At 69.2% G+C, this 17,269-nt stretch carries 16 protein-coding genes; 13 read left to right on the top strand and 3 right to left on the bottom strand.

The genetic code is table 11. The features are described from left to right. Positions 1-3 precede the first annotated feature (3 nt). Positions 4-1,740 (bottom strand): PQQ-dependent methanol/ethanol family dehydrogenase, encoded by a 1,737-nt coding sequence (locus H8N03_RS03625; RefSeq protein WP_187074741.1) that lies wholly within the window; start codon positions 1,738-1,740, stop codon positions 4-6. A gap of 287 nt (positions 1,741-2,027) precedes the next feature. Here H8N03_RS03625 and H8N03_RS03620 point away from each other — a divergent pair, with 287 nt between their 5' ends. From H8N03_RS03620 to accD, 12 genes are all read left to right on the top strand, one after another. After that, on the top strand, positions 2,028-2,972 hold the full coding sequence (locus tag H8N03_RS03620) for a LysR family transcriptional regulator (RefSeq protein WP_187074740.1): 945 nt from the start codon (positions 2,028-2,030) through the stop codon (positions 2,970-2,972). A 24-nt stretch (positions 2,973-2,996) separates the two neighbouring features. Then, a complete protein-coding gene (gene leuC, locus H8N03_RS03615) occupies positions 2,997-4,418 on the top strand; it encodes a 3-isopropylmalate dehydratase large subunit (protein WP_187074739.1) in 1,422 nt (473 codons plus the stop codon). An 11-nt stretch (positions 4,419-4,429) separates the two neighbouring features. After that, positions 4,430-4,561 carry an entericidin A/B family lipoprotein gene (locus H8N03_RS03610; protein ID WP_187074738.1) on the top strand — a complete coding sequence of 44 codons (132 nt, stop codon included), beginning with the start codon at positions 4,430-4,432 and terminating at the stop codon, positions 4,559-4,561. A 52-nt stretch (positions 4,562-4,613) separates the two neighbouring features. Then, positions 4,614-5,258, top strand: a complete 645-nt coding sequence (gene leuD, locus H8N03_RS03605; protein ID WP_187074737.1) for a 3-isopropylmalate dehydratase small subunit — start codon at positions 4,614-4,616, stop codon at positions 5,256-5,258. A gap of 150 nt (positions 5,259-5,408) precedes the next feature. Further along, entirely contained in the window at positions 5,409-6,500 is a 1,092-nt protein-coding gene (gene leuB, locus H8N03_RS03600; protein WP_187074736.1) for a 3-isopropylmalate dehydrogenase, read from the top strand. Between the two features lie 85 nt (positions 6,501-6,585). Continuing rightward, positions 6,586-7,734: an aspartate-semialdehyde dehydrogenase gene (gene asd, locus H8N03_RS03595; RefSeq protein ID WP_187074735.1), complete on the top strand. Its 1,149-nt coding sequence runs from the start codon at positions 6,586-6,588 to the stop codon at positions 7,732-7,734. Positions 7,735-7,982: 248 nt separating this feature from the next. Further along, entirely contained in the window at positions 7,983-10,850 is a 2,868-nt protein-coding gene (locus H8N03_RS03590; RefSeq protein WP_354005070.1) for a motility hub landmark protein FimV, read from the top strand. Between the two features lie 147 nt (positions 10,851-10,997). Further along, positions 10,998-11,780 (top strand): tRNA pseudouridine(38-40) synthase TruA, encoded by a 783-nt coding sequence (truA, locus tag H8N03_RS03585; RefSeq protein ID WP_187074733.1) that lies wholly within the window; start codon positions 10,998-11,000, stop codon positions 11,778-11,780. Further along, on the top strand, positions 11,777-12,475 hold the full coding sequence (locus H8N03_RS03580) for a phosphoribosylanthranilate isomerase (RefSeq protein WP_187074732.1): 699 nt from the start codon (positions 11,777-11,779) through the stop codon (positions 12,473-12,475). Before truA ends, H8N03_RS03580 begins: the two co-directional genes overlap by 4 nt. Then, a complete protein-coding gene (gene trpB, locus H8N03_RS03575) occupies positions 12,453-13,703 on the top strand; it encodes a tryptophan synthase subunit beta (RefSeq protein ID WP_187074731.1) in 1,251 nt (416 codons plus the stop codon). Before H8N03_RS03580 ends, trpB begins: the two co-directional genes overlap by 23 nt. After that, the gene (gene trpA, locus H8N03_RS03570; protein ID WP_187074730.1) at positions 13,700-14,518 is read left to right on the top strand and encodes a tryptophan synthase subunit alpha; all 819 of its coding nucleotides are present in this window, start codon (positions 13,700-13,702) and stop codon (positions 14,516-14,518) included. Before trpB ends, trpA begins: the two co-directional genes overlap by 4 nt. Before the next feature lie 10 nt (positions 14,519-14,528). Further along, a complete protein-coding gene (gene accD, locus H8N03_RS03565; protein ID WP_187074729.1) occupies positions 14,529-15,401 on the top strand; it encodes an acetyl-CoA carboxylase, carboxyltransferase subunit beta in 873 nt (290 codons plus the stop codon). A 31-nt stretch (positions 15,402-15,432) separates the two neighbouring features. Here accD and H8N03_RS03560 read toward each other — a convergent pair whose 3' ends face one another. Beyond that, entirely contained in the window at positions 15,433-15,975 is a 543-nt protein-coding gene (locus H8N03_RS03560) for a YggT family protein (protein ID WP_187074728.1), read from the bottom strand. 20 nt (positions 15,976-15,995) lie between these two features. Here H8N03_RS03560 and H8N03_RS03555 point away from each other — a divergent pair, with 20 nt between their 5' ends. Next, on the top strand, positions 15,996-16,655 hold the full coding sequence (locus H8N03_RS03555; protein WP_187074727.1) for an LON peptidase substrate-binding domain-containing protein: 660 nt from the start codon (positions 15,996-15,998) through the stop codon (positions 16,653-16,655). Between the two features lie 40 nt (positions 16,656-16,695). On the opposite strand, the gene H8N03_RS03550 is transcribed toward H8N03_RS03555, so the two are convergent. Then, entirely contained in the window at positions 16,696-17,208 is a 513-nt protein-coding gene (locus H8N03_RS03550) for a DUF4142 domain-containing protein (RefSeq protein ID WP_187074726.1), read from the bottom strand. Positions 17,209-17,269: the final 61 nt, after the last annotated feature.

Here is a 17,269-nt window from a genome sequence, read left to right as displayed (position 1 = left end):
CCACTAGCGGGGGAGGCGGAACACCCAGACCATCCCGCCCTGCTCGAGGTAGTTCACCTTCCTGGCGACCTCGCCGCCCCACAGCGGCACGGCGCCGCCCCAGCCGGACACCACGGCGACGTACTGCACGCCGCCCTGCTCCCACGTGACGGGCGGCGCGACCACGCCGGAGCCGGTCTGGAACTGCCACAGCACCTTGCCGGTCTTCGCGTCGGCGGCCTGCAGGTAGCCCTCGGGCGTGCCCCAGAACACGAGGTTGCCGCCGGTGGTGAGCACGCCGCCCCACAGGGGCGCGTTGTTCTTCACTTCCCAGACGATGCGGCCGCTCTTCGGGTCCACCGCGCGCAGCGCGCCGATGTAGTCCTCGTTGGTGGGCTTGATGGTGAAGCCGGCGCCGAGGTAGGCCGCGCCCTTCTTGTACGCGACCGGCTCGTTCCAGATCTCCATGCCCCATTCGTTGGCGGGCACGTAGAACCAGCCGGTGTCGGGGCTGTAGGCCATGGGCATCTGGTTCTTGCCGCCCAGGAACGAGGGCGCGGCGAACACGGAGCTGCCCTTCTTGCCGTCGCCCGCGGTCGGGTCGCCGGGCCGGTTCTCCGGCACGAAGTTCGGCCGCCCCGTCTTCAGGTCCACGCCGGTGGCCCAGGTGATCTTGCGCACGAAGGGGAAGGCGTTCTCCAGCTTGCCGGTGACGGCATCCAGCACGTAGAAGAAGCCGTTGCGGTCGGCCTTGCCGCCGAGGCGGCGGCCGCCCGCGTCGTAGGTGACGAATTCGTTCACGCCGTCGAAGTCCCAGCCGTCGTTGGGCGTGCCCTGGTAGTGCCAGCGGATCTGGCCCGTCTTCACGTCGATGGCGACCGTGGAACAGGAGAACAGGTTGTCGCCCTGGCGCAGGTGGCTGTTCCAGGGCGAGGGGTTGCCGGTGCCGAAGTAGGCCAGGCCGGTCTTCGGGTCGTAGGTGCCGCCCAGCCACGTGGCCGCGCCGCCGGTCTTCCACAGGTCGCCGGGCCAGGTGCGGCCCGCCGTGCCGGACACGCCGGACTCCTTGCGGTTGCCGTCCGCGTCGTAGGTGTAGCCCATGTGGCCTTCGACCGTGGGCCGCACCCACACGAGCTCGCCGGTCTTCGCATTGCGCGCTTCCACGCGGCCCACGACGCCGAACTCGCCACCCGACACGCCCGTGAGCACCAGCCCCTCCGCAATGAGGGGCGCGGCGGTGGTGGAGTAGCCGGCGGCGTAGTCGTCGATCTTTTCCTTCCACGCCAGCTCGCCGGTGTCCTGCTTCAGCGCCACGAGCTGCGCGTCGAGGGTGCTGAAGATGACGAGGTCGTCGTAGAGCGCGGCGCCGCGGTTCACGACGTCGCAGCAGGGCATGATGCCCTCGGGCAGGCGATGCTCGTATTTCCACAGCTTGCGGCCGGTGGCCGCGTCCAGCGCGAACAGCCGGGAGTACGAGGCGGTGACGAACATCCTGCCGCCATGGATCACGGGCTGCGATTCCTGGCCGCGCTGCTTCTCCCCGCCGAAGGAGAAGCCCCAGGCCGGGACCAGGCGCCGCACGTTGCCGGCGTTCACCTGCTTCAGGGGCGAGTAGCGCTGGCCCTGGGTGCCGAGGCCCCAGCTCAGCACGTCACCGGTGCTGGTGGCGTCCTCGCGGATCATGCGGTCGGTGACGACGGCCGGGGCCGCCAGGGTGGTGGCTGCCAGCACGGCAGCCAGGGAAAGGGCGTGGAAGCGCATGGGGTCTCCTCGTGGGTGGACGCGGCCGGGGGACCGCGTACCCTCCAGGGCAAGCCGTATGCCAGTGGCCCGGGGCCGCGGGCAGGCCCCCCGCTGCGGGTGAACCACTAGGCAACGCCCCGCGCTGCTCCCGCGGAACGTGTCGCGCGCTCCAGAACGCAACACCGGCGTGGCGTCCGGGGCGTGCCCGGGCGGGATCGAGGGGCATCGCGAACCGCGATGGCAAGAACCCCTCTTCTTTGGGAAAATCCCTGTTCGCCATCGCGCCGCGCGATGCCGAATCCCCGATGCGCCCCTCCGAACGTTCCTTCGCCCGCCGGATCGACCTCACCTCGCTGCAGCTCTTCGTCGCTGTCTGCGAGCTGGGCTCCATCGGCAAGGCGGCCGAGCGCGAGTTCATCGCCGCGTCGGCGGTCAGCAAGCGCCTGTCGGACCTCGAGGCGACGCTCGAGACGCCCCTGCTCTATCGCCACACGCGCGGCGTGAAGCTCACGCCCGCCGGCGAGAGCCTGCTGCACCACGCGCGCTCGGTCCTTTTCAGCCTGGAGAAGATGCAGGCGGAGCTCTCCGAGTACGCCGACGGCGTGCGCGGGCACGTGCGGATCCACGCCAACATCTCCGCGATCGTGCAGTTCCTGCCCGAGGACCTCGGCACCTTCAGCCAGGCCCACCCGCAGGTGAAGATCGACCTGGAGGAGCACCTCTCCACCGAGGTGCTGCGCGCCGTGCAGGAAGGCGCCGCGGACCTGGGCATCTGCAACATCGCCGCGGGCGGCAACGCCCACGAGCTGCAGACGCTGCCTTACCGGCACGACGAACTCGTGCTGATCGTGCCGCGCGGCCACGCGCTGGCGAAGAAGAAGGCGGTGGCCTTCGAGGACACGCTGGACTTCGACCACGTCGGCCTGCACTCCAACAGCTCCATCTACCTCGCGATGCGCGAGGCCGCGGCGGCCGCGGGACGCACGATCCGCCTGCGCATCCACGTGACCGGCCTCGACGCGATGTGCCGCATGATCCACAACGGCCTCGGCGTGGGCGTCATGCCGCGCCGCGCGTTCGCGCTGATGCACGGCGTGGGCGACCTGGAATGCGTGCGCCTCACCGACGCGTGGGCGGCGCGCGACATCCGCCTCGTCGCCCGCGATTTCTCCACGCTCCCGCTCACCGCCCGCCTGCTGGTGGACCACCTCCGCGCCCGCGCGGAAGGGCAGCAGGCCCTCGCCGCATAGAATTTCGTTCAAAGGACAAGCCCCATGGCCCGCACGCTGTACGACAAGATCTGGGACGAGCACGTCGTCCACACCGAGGAAGACGGCACCGCCATCCTCTACATCGACCGCCACCTGGTGCACGAGGTGACGAGCCCGCAGGCCTTCGAAGGCCTGCGCGAAGCCGGCCGCAAGGTCTGGCGCATCAGCTCCGTGGTCGCCACCGCCGACCACAACACGCCCACCACCGGCTGGGAGCGCGGCTACGACGGCATCGACGACCCGATCTCCAAGCAGCAGGTCACGACGCTGGACAGGAACATCGGCGAGTTCGGCGCGGCGGCGTACTTCCCCTTCCTGTCGAAGCGCCAGGGCATCGTGCACGTGATCGGCCCCGAGTCCGGCGCGACGCTCCCGGGCATGACCGTCGTCTGCGGCGACTCGCACACCTCCACGCACGGGGCCTTCGGCGCGCTGGCGCACGGCATCGGCACCTCCGAGGTGGAGCACGTGCTCGCCACGCAGACGCTGCTCGCCAAGAAGGCGAAGAACATGCTGGTGCAGGTGGAAGGCCGGCTGGGCGCCGGCGTCACCGCCAAGGACATCGTGCTGGCCATCATCGGCAAGATCGGCACCGCCGGCGGCACGGGCTACACCATCGAGTTCTCCGGCTCCGCGATCCGCGGCCTCAGCATGGAAGGCCGCATGACCGTGTGCAACATGGCGATCGAGGCCGGCGCGCGCGCCGGCATGGTGGCGCCCGACGAGAAGACCTTCGAGTACATCAAGGGCCGCCCGCTCGCGCCGAGCGGCGTGGAGTGGGACCAGGCCATCGCCTACTGGCGCACGCTCTTCTCCGACCCGGATGCGAAGTTCGACGCCGTGGTCAAGCTCGATGCCGCGGAGATCCAGCCGCAGGTCACCTGGGGCACCTCGCCCGAGATGGTCACCACCATCGGCGGCCGCGTGCCGGACCCGGACAAGGAAAAGGACAGCAACAAGCGCAACGCGATGGAGCGCGCGCTGACCTACATGGGCCTGCAGCCGGGCAAGCCGATGAACGACATCTACGTGGACAAGGTGTTCATCGGCTCGTGCACCAACAGCCGCATCGAGGACATGCGCGAGGCCGCCGCCGTGGTGAAGAAGCTCGGTCGCAAGGTCGCGCCCAACATCAAGGCCGCGCTCGTCGTCCCGGGCTCGGGCGTGGTGAAGGAGCAGGCGGAGCGCGAAGGCCTGCACGAGATCTTCCGGGCCGCCGGCTTCGAGTGGCGCGAGCCGGGCTGCTCCATGTGCCTGGCGATGAACGCCGACCGGCTGGAGCCGGGCGAGCGCTGCGCCTCCACCAGCAACCGCAACTTCGAAGGCCGCCAGGGCGCCGGCGGCCGCACGCACCTCGTGAGCCCGGCCATGGCGGCAGCTGCCGCCGTCCACGGCCATTTCGTCGATGTCCGGCAGTTCGCCTGAGGAGTCCTCGCATGAAAGCCATCACCACCACCGCCCTGATCGCCTTCGCCCTGATGCTGGCCGGCTGCAACACCGTGCGCGGCATGGGGCAGGACATCCAGAAGGCCGGCGAGAAGATCGAAGACGCCTCGAAGAAGAAATAAGGACCTGGGGACGGACCACAAGCGAAGCGGTGCTCGGTCCCCTCTGACTAACATGGACAAATTCATCGTGCACAAGGGCCTCGTGGCCCCCATGGATCGCGAGAACGTCGACACCGACGCGATCATCCCGAAGCAGTTCCTCAAGCGCATCACGAAGACCGGCTTCGGCCCGAACCTCTTCGACGAGTGGCGCTACCTGGACAAGGGCGAGCCGGATTCCGACCCGGCCAGCCGCAAGCCGAACCCGGACTTCGTGCTGAACCAGCCGCGGTACCAGGGTGCTTCCATCCTGCTGGCCCGCAAGAACTTCGGCTGCGGCTCTTCCCGCGAGCACGCGCCGTGGGCGCTGCAGCAGTACGGCTTCCGCGCGCTGATCGCCCCGAGCTTCGCCGACATCTTCTTCAACAACACGTTCAAGAACGGCCTGCTGCCCATCGTGCTGCCTGAGGCCACCGTCGCCCAGCTGTTCGACGAGGTGTACGCCTTCCCCGGCTACCAGCTCACCGTGGACCTCGACCGCCAGGTGATCGTGAAGCCGCAAGGCGAAGAGATCCCCTTCGAGGTGCAGCCCTTCCGCCGCTACTGCCTCATGAACGGCTTCGACGACATCGGCCTCACCCTGCGCCAGTCCGACAAGATCAAGCAGTTCGAAGCCCAGCGCCTGGCAACGAAGCCTTGGTTGGCGCATACGCTCTGAACATCCGAACTGCCGGACGCAAAAGTCGCAAAGGTTTCGCAAAAGCCGCAAAAGAACTCCATGAAGTTCTTCCTGGCTCCTTTTGCGACTTTTGCGTAGCTTTTGCGAATTTTGCGTCCGGCTGTCCGCATCCGCATTCGAAAGCCCCCAATGAAAATCGCAGTCCTCCCCGGTGACGGCATCGGTACCGAAATCGTCGCCGAGGCCGTCAAGGTCCTGAACGTCCTCGACCTGAAGTTCGAGATGGAGACCGCCGACGTCGGCGGCGTCGCCTACGACCACCACGGCCATCCGCTGCCGGAGGCCACGCTGAAGCTGGCGAAGGAAGCCGACGCGGTGCTGTTCGGCGCCGTGGGCGACTGGAAGTACGACAAGCTCGAGCGCCAGTTCCGCCCCGAGCAGGCCATCCTGGGCCTGCGCAAGAACCTGGGCCTGTTCGCCAACTTCCGCCCGGCCATCTGCTACGAGCAGCTGACCCACGCCTCCAGCCTGAAGCCCGAGCTGGTCGCCGGCCTGGACATCCTGATCATCCGCGAGCTCACCGGCGACATCTATTTCGGCCAGCCCCGCGGCCGCCGCCAGTCCCCGGACGGCGCCTTCCAGGGCGCCGAGGAAGCCTTCGACACCATGCGCTACGCGCGCCCGGAGATCGAGCGAATCGCCCACGTCGCCTTCCAGGCGGCCCGCAAGCGCGGCAAGAAGGTGACCTCGGTCGACAAGGCCAACGTGCTGGAGACCTTCCAGTTCTGGAAGGACGTGGTCACCGAAGTCGGCCAGCAGTACCCGGACGTGAAGCTGGACCACATGTACGTGGACAACGCGGCCATGCAGCTGGTGAAGTCGCCCAAGTCCTTCGACGTGGTGGTCACCGGCAACATGTTCGGCGACATCCTCTCGGACGAGGCGGCCATGCTGACCGGCTCCATCGGGATGCTGCCCTCCGCCAGCCTGAACGCGTCCAACCAGGGCCTGTACGAGCCGTCCCACGGCAGCGCGCCCGACATCGCGGGCAAGGGGGTTGCCAATCCTTTGGCTACAATCCTGTCTGCCGCCATGATGCTCCGCTTCTCCCTCAACCAGCCCCAAGCCGCCGACCGGATCGAGTCCGCGGTGAAGGACGTGCTGTCCCAGGGCCTGCGCACGGCGGACATCTGGTCCGAAGGCACCCGCAAGGTCGGCACCCGCGAGATGGGCGACGCGGTCGTTGCGGCGATCACCAAGAAGACGATTACCAAGAGCTAGCAAGCTCCGGTTCGTCGCGCGCCTGTACCCCGGCCGGACGAGCCGGGGGAACCAGATTCAAACTTCTGACTGAAAAGGCGCGACGATGACTCTCTCGAACGGACAACAACCGCTGGTCGGCCTCGTCGGCTGGCGCGGCATGGTGGGCTCGGTCCTCATGGACCGCATGCAGGCCGAAGGCGACTTCGGCCTGATCGAGCCCATGTTCTTCTCCACGTCCAACGCCGGCGGCAAGGCGCCCGCCCAGGCGAAGAACGAGAAGACCCTCCAGGACGCGTTCGACATCGAGGCGCTGAAGAAGTGCGACATCGTGATCACCGCCCAGGGCGGCGACTACACGACCGAAGTCTTCCCCAAGCTGCGCGCCGCGGGCTGGAACGGCCACTGGATCGACGCCGCCTCCACCCTGCGCATGAAGGACGACGCGGTCATCATCCTGGACCCCGTCAACCTGCCCGTCATCAAGAACGCCCTGGGCAAGGGCGGCCGCAACTGGATCGGCGGCAACTGCACCGTCAGCTGCATGCTGATGGGCGTGGGCGCGCTGTACAAGGCCGGCCTGGTCGAGTGGATGACCAGCATGACCTACCAGGCCGCCTCCGGCGGCGGCGCCCAGCACATGCGCGAGCTGCTCACCCAGTTCGGCACGCTGAACGGCGAGGTGCGCGCCCTGCTGGACGATCCCAAGTCCGCCATCCTGGAGATCGACCGCAAGGTGCTGGCGCGCCAGCAGTCGCTGTCCGGCGAAGAGACCGCCAACTTCGGCGTGCCGCTGGGCGGCTCGCTGATCCCCTGGATCGACAAGGACCTGGGCGGCGGCGTCTCGCGCGAGGAATGGAAGGCCGGCGCCGAGACCAACAAGATCCTGGGCCAGGGCGCCGGCTTCGGCACGGCCGCCGTGCCCGTGGACGGCTTCTGCGTGCGGGTGGGCGCCATGCGCTGCCACTCCCAGGCCCTGACCTTCAAGCTGAAGAAGGACGTGCCGCTGGCGGACATCGAGGCCATGATCGCCGCCGACAACGCCTGGGCCAAGGTCGTGCCCAACACGCGCGAAGCCACGATGCAGGGACTCACCCCGGTGGCCGTGACCGGCACGCTGGACATCCCGGTGGGCCGCATCCGCAAGCTGGCGATGGGCCCCGAGTACGTCGGCGCCTTCACCATCGGCGACCAGCTGCTGTGGGGCGCGGCCGAGCCGCTGCGCCGCATGCTGCGCATCCTGCTCGAAGCCTGATCGCGCGCGACTTTTTCGACGCCGGGGCGCTGCATCGCAGCGCCCTTTTTCTTGCCAGGGCCTGTATCGGCGCGTTACGGCGCGTTGTCGGGTGGCAACAAGGGATGGGGTGTGAAGCGATGCGCGAGCGTTCCACGGACGTTAAGCGCTGTCTCAGCTTGTCAGCCTAAAACGTTGCTGCTATGGTCCTTTTTCGAATTCAGCCAATGGGCAGCATGAAGAGAAAAAGACAGCCTCCCGGAGGAGGTGTGGGGACGCCGCCACAGATGGGCCTGCCGAAGCTTCGCGTTTCGGCGCTGGCACTCGCGGCCGCAGTCACCTTCGGCTTTGCCTCCCTTGACGCACAGGCGCTGGCGCTCGGTCGCGTGACCGTGCAGTCCGCCCTCGGCGAGCCGCTGCGCGCCGAGATCGACGTCCCCGAGATCACGCCGGAGGAAGTCTCCTCCCTGCGTGCCAACATCGCGCCGCCCACGGTCTTCCGCAACCAGGGCCTGGACTACAGCGGCGCGCTGAACAACGTCACCATCACCCTGCAGCGCCGCCCGAACGGCAGCTACTTCCTGCAGCTCGCGAGCGACCGCCCGGTGAGCGAACCCTTCGTGGACGTGATCCTGGAGGCCGCCTGGTCGTCCGGCCGCGTGCAGCGCGAGTTCACGATGCTGTTCGACCCGCCGGCGCTGCGGCAAGGCCAGGCGCCGCTGTCGGCGCAGGTCAGCCCCGGCGCGACGGCCCCGCGCAGCGCGGCCCCGGCTGCGCCCACCGCACGTCCGGCCGCGCCCGCCCCGGCTCCCGCCCCCGCAGCGGCAGCACCGGCACCGGCACCGGCACCGGCCACCGCGGCCGCGCCCGCTCCGGCCCCGCGTGCACCGAGCCCGGCTCCCGCCCCTTCGTCGACGGCGTCGTCCGGCGAACCGGGCAAGCGCGTCACCGTGCAGAGCGGCGACACGGCCGGCAAGATTGCCGGCGCGAACAAGCCTGCAAGCGTCTCCCTCGACCAGATGCTGGTCGCGATGCTCCGCGCCAACCCCGATGCCTTCGTCGGCGGCAACGTCAACCGGCTGAAGGCCGGTGCGGTGCTGGAGATGCCGAGCGCCGACGACGCCAGCGCCATCCAGCCCGAGGACGCCCGCGAGACCCTCGTGGTGCAGAGCCGCGACTTCAACGAGTTCCGCCGCCGCCTCGCCGAAGGCGTGCCCGCGACCACCACGCCGAGCGCCAGCCGCCAGGCCACGGGCCGCGTGCAGGCGCAGGTGGAAGAGAAGAAGCCCGCGGGCACCAGCCCCGACAAGCTGACGCTGTCCAAGGGCGCGGTGCAGGGCAAGAGCTCCACCGCCGACCAGATCGCGCGCGAGCGCCAGGCGAAGGAGCAGCAGGCCCGCGTCGCGGAACTGAACAAGAACATTTCCGACCTGAACAAGCTCACCGGCACGCCCGGTGGCGCAGGTGCAGGCGGAACCGGCGGCACGGGCGCACGCCCGGGCGCCGGCGTGACCGCTCCCGCGGGCATCACGCCCCCGGCCGCGACGACGCGTCCCGCTTCCGCGCCGGCGGCCGTGACGGCCAGCGCGCCGCGGCCGGCCCCGGCACCCGCGCCGACCCCGGCGCCGACGCCCGCCCCCACCCCGGCTCCGACGCCTGCGCCGACCCCGGCGCCCACGCCGGCCCCGACGCCCGCTCCTGCCCCGGCCGCCTCCACGGCGCCGGCGCCCGTCGCGAACGCTGTCACCACCACGCCGGAGCCGGCCGCCAGCGCAGCGGCTGCAGCTTCCGCGCCCGGCGCCGGCGCCTCGGCAGCGCAGCCCGCCAGTGCGGCGGCGCCCGTCGCCGCGGCCAAGCCCCCGGTCCGCCGTGCACCGCCCCCGCCGCCGCCCGAGCCGAGCCTGCTCGACGACGTGCTGGAGAACCCGCTGATCCCGGCGCTGGCCGTGGCGCTGCTCGCGGTGCTGGGTGGCTTCGGCTTCTACAAGCTGCGGCAGAAGCGCAAGACCGCGGCCGTCGACAGCTCCTTCCTGGAAAGCCGCCTGCAGCCGGACTCGTTCTTCGGCGCCAGCGGCGGCCAGCGCATCGACACCGCCGAGACGAACAACCCGACCGGCTCCTCCATGGTCTATTCGCCCAGCCAGCTCGATGCGGCCGGCGACGTGGACCCGGTGGCGGAAGCGGACGTGTACCTCGCGTACGGCCGCGACCTGCAGGCCGAGGAAATCCTCAAGGAAGCGCTGCGCATCAACCCGCAACGCGTGGCAATCCACGCCAAGCTGCTGGAGATCTACGCAAAGCGCCGCGACGTGAAGGCCTTCGAGGCGGTGGCCGCCGAAGCCTACAGCCTGACGCAGGGCAGCGGCCCCGAATGGGACCACATCTGCGACCTGGGCCGCGAACTCGACGCGTCCAACCCGATGTACCGCCCGGGCGGCCAGCCCTCGGCTGCGGGCAGTGCCGCCGCCGTGGCTGGCGCCGCCGGTTTCACCCGTGCCCCGGCGCCCGCCTCCACGGTGCCGCCGGCGCCTCCCGGCGACCTGGACCTGGACCTCGACTTCTCGCTGGGTGACGAGCCCGCCGCCGCTCCGGCGCCGGTGGCTCCGCCGCCCGTGGCCCGTCCGGCGCCCGCGCCGGTGGTGCAGGCGCCCGCGCCCGTCGTCGAGCCGCCCCCGCTGAACATGGACTTCAGCGCACCGCCCGTGCAGGCGGCTGCCCCGGCCCCGGCGCCCTCGCTGGACCTGGGCAACAGCCTGGAGTTCGAAGCGCCCGCCCCTGCTCCCGTCGCCAAGGCAGCGCCCGCGCCGGCGCCGGCTCCCGCGAAGAACGACATGCTGGAGTTCGACCTGGGCGGCCTCTCGCTGGACCTGCCGGGCAATGCGCCGGCGCCGGTGTCCGCCGCTGCCGCTCCCGCGGCCGCGATGAGCCCGCCGGCGATGGGCCTCGACATGCCGCCCGCTTCCATGGGTAGCAGCGAGGATGCGGACAACCCGCTCGCCACGAAGCTGGCCCTGGCGGAGGAGTTCAACGCGATCGGCGACGCCGACGGTGCCCGCAGCCTCGCCGAGGAAGTGCTGGCCGAAGCGTCGGGCGACCTGAAATCCCGCGCGCAGAGGCTGCTGGCCGAGATCGGTTAAGGTCGGTCCAGCGTCACCCCGTTCGCTGGGTGGACGCTTGGCCGGTAGGCTGGGTTTCGCGAAGCGAACCCCAGCTTTTTCGGCCTCACCCGCTGGGGTTCGCTTCGCGAAACCCAGCCTACCGGACCCCACCAGCCCCTCATCGCCGTGCGACTCGCCCTCGGCATCTCCTACAACGGCCAGGCCTACGACGGCTGGCAGAGCCAGCCCTCGGGCCGCACCGTGCAGGACCACCTGGAGCAGGCGCTCGCCGCCTTCGCCGCGGTGCCCATCTCCACGGTCTGCGCAGGCCGCACAGACGCCGGCGTGCACGGCCTCATGCAGGTCGTGCACCTCGACACCGAGGTGAAGCGCGAAGAGTTCTCCTGGGTGCGCGGCACGAACAGCTTCCTGCCGCCCGACATCGCCGTGCAGTGGGCACGCCACGTGCCCGACACCTTCCACGCCCGCAACAGCGCCAGGGCGCGCCGCTACGCCTACGTGCTGCTGGAGTCGCCGGTGCGCCCCAGCGTGGAAGCGGGGCGCGTTGGCTGGGTGTTCCGCCCGCTCGATGGCGATGCGATGCGCGAGGCGGCCAGGCACCTCGTCGGCGAGCACGACTTCACGTCCTTCCGCGCGTCCTCCTGCCAGTCGCCCACGCCCGTGAAGACGCTGGCACCCATCGCCATCTCGCGCCGCGGGGCCTACTGGCGGTTCGACTTCCAGGCCAACGCCTTCCTGCACCACATGATCCGCAACCTCATGGGCTGCCTCATCGCGGTGGGCCAGGGGCTGCATCCGCCCGGCTGGATGCGCGAGGTGCTGGAGGCGCGCAGCCGCGACGCCGCGGCGCCCACCTTCTCCCCGGACGGCCTCTATTTCCTCGGGCCGGTGTACGAAGCCCCCTGGGGGCTGCCGGACCGGGTCGCTGCGTATGATGGGCTGCCATGAGCGCCGCACGGACACGCATCAAGATCTGCGGCTTGACCCGCGAACAGGACGTGGACGCCGCCGTGGCAGCCGGCGCCGACGCGATCGGCCTGGTGCTGTACGCGAAGAGCCCCCGCTGCGTCACGCCGGAACGCGCCGGCGTGCTCGCGCGGCGCCTGCCGCCCTTCGTCACCCCCGTCCTGCTGTTCGTGAACGAGACGGCCGCGAACGTCCGCGCCGCCTGCGAACAAGTGCCCCACGCGCTGCTGCAGTTCCACGGCGACGAGACGCCGCAGCAATGCATCGAGGCCGCCGCGGGCCGCCCGTGGATGCGCGCGGCCCGCATCCCGGTGGATCCGGCCGTGCCCTTCGACTTGCTAAAATTCGCCGCAGATTACAGCCAGGCGCAGGCCCTGCTCCTCGACGCCCACGTCGAGGGCTTCGGCGGCGCCGGCAAGACATTCCCTTGGTCACGCCTTCCACCAAACGCCAGCTTTCACGCCGTTTTGTCTGGTGGGCTCACACCTGCAAACGTGGGCGATGGCATCGCGCAGGTGCGGCCGCGTTTCGCGACGCTCGCCGTTGACGTGAGTTCCGGCGTCGAGTCCAGCAAGGGCATCAAGGACGCCGGCAGGATCCACCAGTTCGTCGCGGCCGTGCGTGCCGCGGACGAGCGCCTTGCAAGGTCACCCCATGTCCCCCTACCAGCAGCCTGACGCCACCGGCCACTTCGGCATCTACGGCGGCAGCTTCGTCAGCGAGACGCTGACCCACGCCATCAGCGAACTGCGCGACGCGTACGAGCGCTTCCAGAACGACCCCGAGTTCCTCGCCGAATTCGAGTACGAGCTGAAGCACTTCGTCGGCCGCCCCTCGCCCATCTACCACGCGCAGCGCATGAGCCGCGAACAGGGCGGCGCGCAGATCTACCTGAAGCGCGAGGACCTCAACCACACCGGCGCCCACAAGATCAACAACGTGATCGGGCAGGCGATGCTCGCCCGCCGCATGGGCAAGCCGCGCGTGATCGCCGAGACCGGCGCGGGCCAGCACGGCGTAGCCACCGCCACCATCTGCGCCCGCTATGGCCTGGAATGCGTCGTCTACATGGGCAGCAACGACGTCGCGCGCCAGAGCCCCAACGTCTACCGCATGAACCTGCTGGGCGCCCGCGTGGTGCCCGTGGAGTCGGGCAGCAAGACGTTGAAGGACGCGCTGAACGAGGCGATGCGCGACTGGGTGACGAACGTCGAGAACACCTTCTACATCATCGGTACGGTGGCGGGCCCGCATCCCTACCCGATGATGGTGCGCGACTTCCAGAGCGTGATCGGCAAGGAATGCATAGCGCAGATGCCGGAGATGGCGGGCAAGCAGCCCGACGCGGTGATCGCGTGCGTGGGCGGCGGCAGCAACGCGATGGGCATCTTCCATCCGTACATCCCGTTCGAGAAGACACGCCTGATCGGCGTGGAAGCGGCGGGCGAAGGCCTGGACTCGGGCAAGCACTCGGCCTCGCTGCAGCGCGGCAGCCCCGGCGTGCTGCACGGCAACCGCACCTACATCCTGCAGGACCCCAACGGCCAGATCATCGAGACGCACAGCGTGAGCGCCGGCCTCGACTATCCCGGCGTGGGCCCGGAGCACAGCTGGCTGAAGGACACGGGTCGCGCGGAATACGTCGGCATCACCGACGAGGAAGCGCTGAAGGCCTTCCACTACCTGTGCCGCACCGAAGGCATCATCCCGGCGCTGGAGTCCAGCCATGCGATCGCCTACGCGATGAAGCTCGCGAAGACGATGCGGCCCGACCAGCACATCCTCGTGAACCTCTCGGGCCGCGGCGACAAGGACATCGGCACCGTCGCCGACCTCGCGGGCGTCGAGTTCTACGACCGGCCTTCCATGCGTGGCCTCACGCTCAAGGGAGGGCCCCGTCCATGAGCCGCATCCAGGCCACCTTCGACCGCCTCGCGCAGGAGAAGCGCAAGGCGCTGATCCCGTACATCACGGCCGGCTTCCCGTACGCCGACATCACGCCCGAGCTGATGCACGCCATGGTGGCGGCGGGCTGCGACGTGATCGAACTCGGCGTACCCTTCTCCGACCCCATGGCCGACGGCCCCGTGATCCAGAAGGCCGGCGAGAAGGCCCTGACCTTCGGCATCGGCCTCGCACAGGTGCTGGAGATGGTGAAGACCTTCCGTGCGCGCGACCAGCAGACGCCGGTCGTGCTCATGGGATACGCGAACCCCGTCGAGCGCTACGAGCTCGCGCACGGCAGTGCCTCCTTCGCGCGCGACGCGGCCGCCTGCGGCGTGGACGGCGTGCTGATCGTCGACTACCCGCCCGAGGAATGCGAGGCCTTCGCCGCGCAGCTGAAGGTGAACGGGCTGGACCTGATCTTCCTGCTGGCGCCCACCAGCACGGACCAGCGCATCCAGCAGGTGGCGCGCATCGCGAGCGGCTACGTCTACTACGTCTCGCTCAAGGGGGTGACCGGTGCCGGCCACCTGGACATCGCGGCCGTGGAAGAAGCCCTGCCCCGCATCCGCAAGCACGTGAAGATTCCGGTAGGCGTCGGTTTTGGCATCCGTGACGAGAACACCGCCCGCAGCATCAGCCGGGTAGCCGACGCCGTGGTGATCGGCACCAAGGTCATCCAGGTCGTGGAAGACCAGCCGCGGGAAAACGTCTCGAAGGCGTTATCCGCCTTCCTGAGCGGCATCCGCGCTGCTTTAGACTCAAAGAATTCCTGAGGAGCCCTGCATGAGCTGGTTGGAAAAACTGCTGCCCCCGAAGATCCAGCCGACGGATCCGAACGAGCGCCGCAGCGTGCCGGAAGGGCTGTGGATCAAGTGTCCCAGCTGCGAGACGGTGCTGTACAAGACGGACCTCGAGCAGAACTTCTACGTCTGCCCGACCTGCAGCCACCACCACCGCATCGGTGGTCGCGCGCGCCTGAATGCCTTCCTCGATGCCGAAGGCCGCTACGAGATCGGCCAGGAAGTCGTCCCGGTCGACGCGCTGAAGTTCCAGGACAGCCGCAAGTACCCGCAGCGCCTGAAGGAGGCGATGGAGAACACCGGCGAGACCGACGCGCTCGTCGTGATGGGCGGCTCGGTGCACAGCATCAACCTGGTGGCCGCGGCCTTCGAGTTCGACTTCATGGGCGGCTCGATGGGCAGCGTGGTCGGCGAGCGCTTCGTGCGCGGCGTCGAGACCGCCATCGAGCAGAAGGTGCCTTTCCTCTGCTTCACCGCCACCGGCGGCGCGCGCATGCAGGAAGGCCTGCTGTCGCTGATGCAGATGGCCAAGACCAATGCCGCGCTCACGCGCCTGGCGAAGAAGGGCCTGCCCTACATCAGCGTGCTGACCGACCCGACCATGGGCGGCGTGAGCGCCGGCTTCGCCTTCGTGGGCGACGTGGTGATCGCCGAACCCAAGGCGCTGATCGGCTTTGCCGGCCCGCGCGTGATCGAATCCACCGTGCGCGTAAAGCTGCCGGAAGGCTTCCAGCGTGCCGAGTTCCTGCAGGAAAAAGGCGCCGTCGACTTCATCTGCGACCGCCGCGAACTGCGCAAGACGGTGGCCAACGTGCTCGCGATGCTGACGCGGCAGTCGGCGGACGCGGTGGAGTAGTCGAAAACCTCTGCGTTCGGCTGTCCGGCTTCTAGCGCAGCAACGCCGCCTGCAGGTTCGCGACGATGATCGCCAGCACTTGCAGCACCACCAGCAAGGCCAGCGGGGACAGGTCGAAGCCGCCGACCAGCGGGATCATGCGGCGGAAGGGCCGCAGCATCGGGGAGGCCAGGCGGTCGATCACGTCGACCATCGGCGAGTCCGCGTTCACCCACGACAGGATCGCGTAGACGATCACGAGGCCCGTCATGCCCGAGATCACCAGCCGCACGAGGCCGAACAGCGCGAGCACCGGCACCGCCGCGTAGCCGCCGCCGACCATCAGCGCGAGCACGACGAACTGCGCCAGCTCGAACAGGAAGGCCGCAAGGATGCTTGCGAAGTCCCAGCGCTTGTAGCCGGGCAGCAGCTTGCGCAGCGGCAGCACGATCCAGTCGGTGAGCGCGAAGATGAAGCGCCCGACCGGGTTGCCGAAGGGGATGCGCTGGTGCTGCATGTAGGCACGCAACAGGCAGGCGCCGCCGAGCAGGCCGGCAGCGACGTCGAGCAGGAAGGTGGCGATCTGGAAGAACATGGATCAGGTGGAGTCGTGGGATGATAGCGGCAGCCACTGGAACCGACGTGCCCGCCGCCCTCACCCTGCAGTCCCTCCCCCTGTTCCCGCTGAGCGCGGTGCTCTTCCCGGATGGCCTGCTGTCCCTGCGCGTCTTCGAAGTGCGCTACCTGGACATGATCACCAAGTGCCGCAAGGCCGGCGCCCCGTTCGGCGTGGTCTCGCTCACCCAGGGCAACGAGGTCCGGCAGCCCGGCGTGCAGGAAGCCTTCGCGCAGGTCGGCACGCTGGCCACCATCGACGATTTCGAACAGCCGCAACCCGGCCTCATGCTGGTGCGCGCCGTCGGCGCGCAGCGCTTCCGCATCCGGTCCAGCGACCAGCTGAAGCACGGGCTGTGGGTGGCGGACGTGGAGAGCCTGCAGGCCGACATGGCCGTCACCGTGCCGGAGGACCTGCGTCCCGCGAGCGAGGCGCTGCAGCGCCTCATCCAGTCGCTGCAGCTCAAGCCCGGCAACCCCGGGCCGATGCCGCTGCAGCCCCCGTGGAAACTTGACGACTGCGGCTGGGTGGCCAACCGCTGGTGCGAGCTGCTGCCGCTGCCGGTCGCGCTCAAGCAGCGCCTGATGGAGCTGGACAACCCGCTCGTGCGCCTGGAACTGGTGAGCGACGTGCTCACCAGGACCGGCATCATGAACTAGGCGCGTTCCGTCATTCCCGCGGAGGCGGGAACCCAGGGCTTCAGGCCTTCTTCCCCTTCATCGCCTTCGACAGCTCCTCGGCCTTCTGGTGATGCTGCTGCAGCGTCGGCAGCGTCTTGGAGGCGAACGCCTTCACGTCGGCGTCCTTGGAGTTCTTGCTGGTCTTCTCGAACAGCGAGATGTCCTTCTTGTGGTCGTCGAGGCCGACGTGCTTGATGAAGTCCTTGTCGAAGTCCTTCGCCTTGGACAGCTTGTCCAGCTCCTTCTGCTGCGCCTTCGGCAACGTCGTGGGCAGCGCCACGTTCTTCTTCTGCGCCAGCGCCTTGAGTTCGTCGTTGGCGGCGCCGTGGTCCTTGACCAGCATCGAACCGAAGGCCTTCACGTCGGCGTTCTGGGCCTTGGACTCGGCGAGCTTGCCGACCTCGACCTCGAACATCCCGCCGGCCGCGGCCTTGTCGAAGAACTCCTTGTCGGTGCGGGACACGCCGGACTTGTCCGCCGCGAACGCGAGGCTGCTGGCGGCGACGAGGATGGCGACGAGCGTCTTCTTCATGGAAAGGTTCTCCCTGGCTGCAATGGGAGAGCGAGTATGGAAGAGGCTCCGTCGCGCACCT

Origin of the sequence: Ramlibacter cellulosilyticus, from assembly GCF_014297465.1 — a bacterium.
Lineage (GTDB): Bacteria > Pseudomonadota > Gammaproteobacteria > Burkholderiales > Burkholderiaceae_C > Ramlibacter > Ramlibacter cellulosilyticus.
Note: the sequence above shows the minus strand (reverse complement) of the source record. Positions and strands in the feature narration are given on the sequence as shown.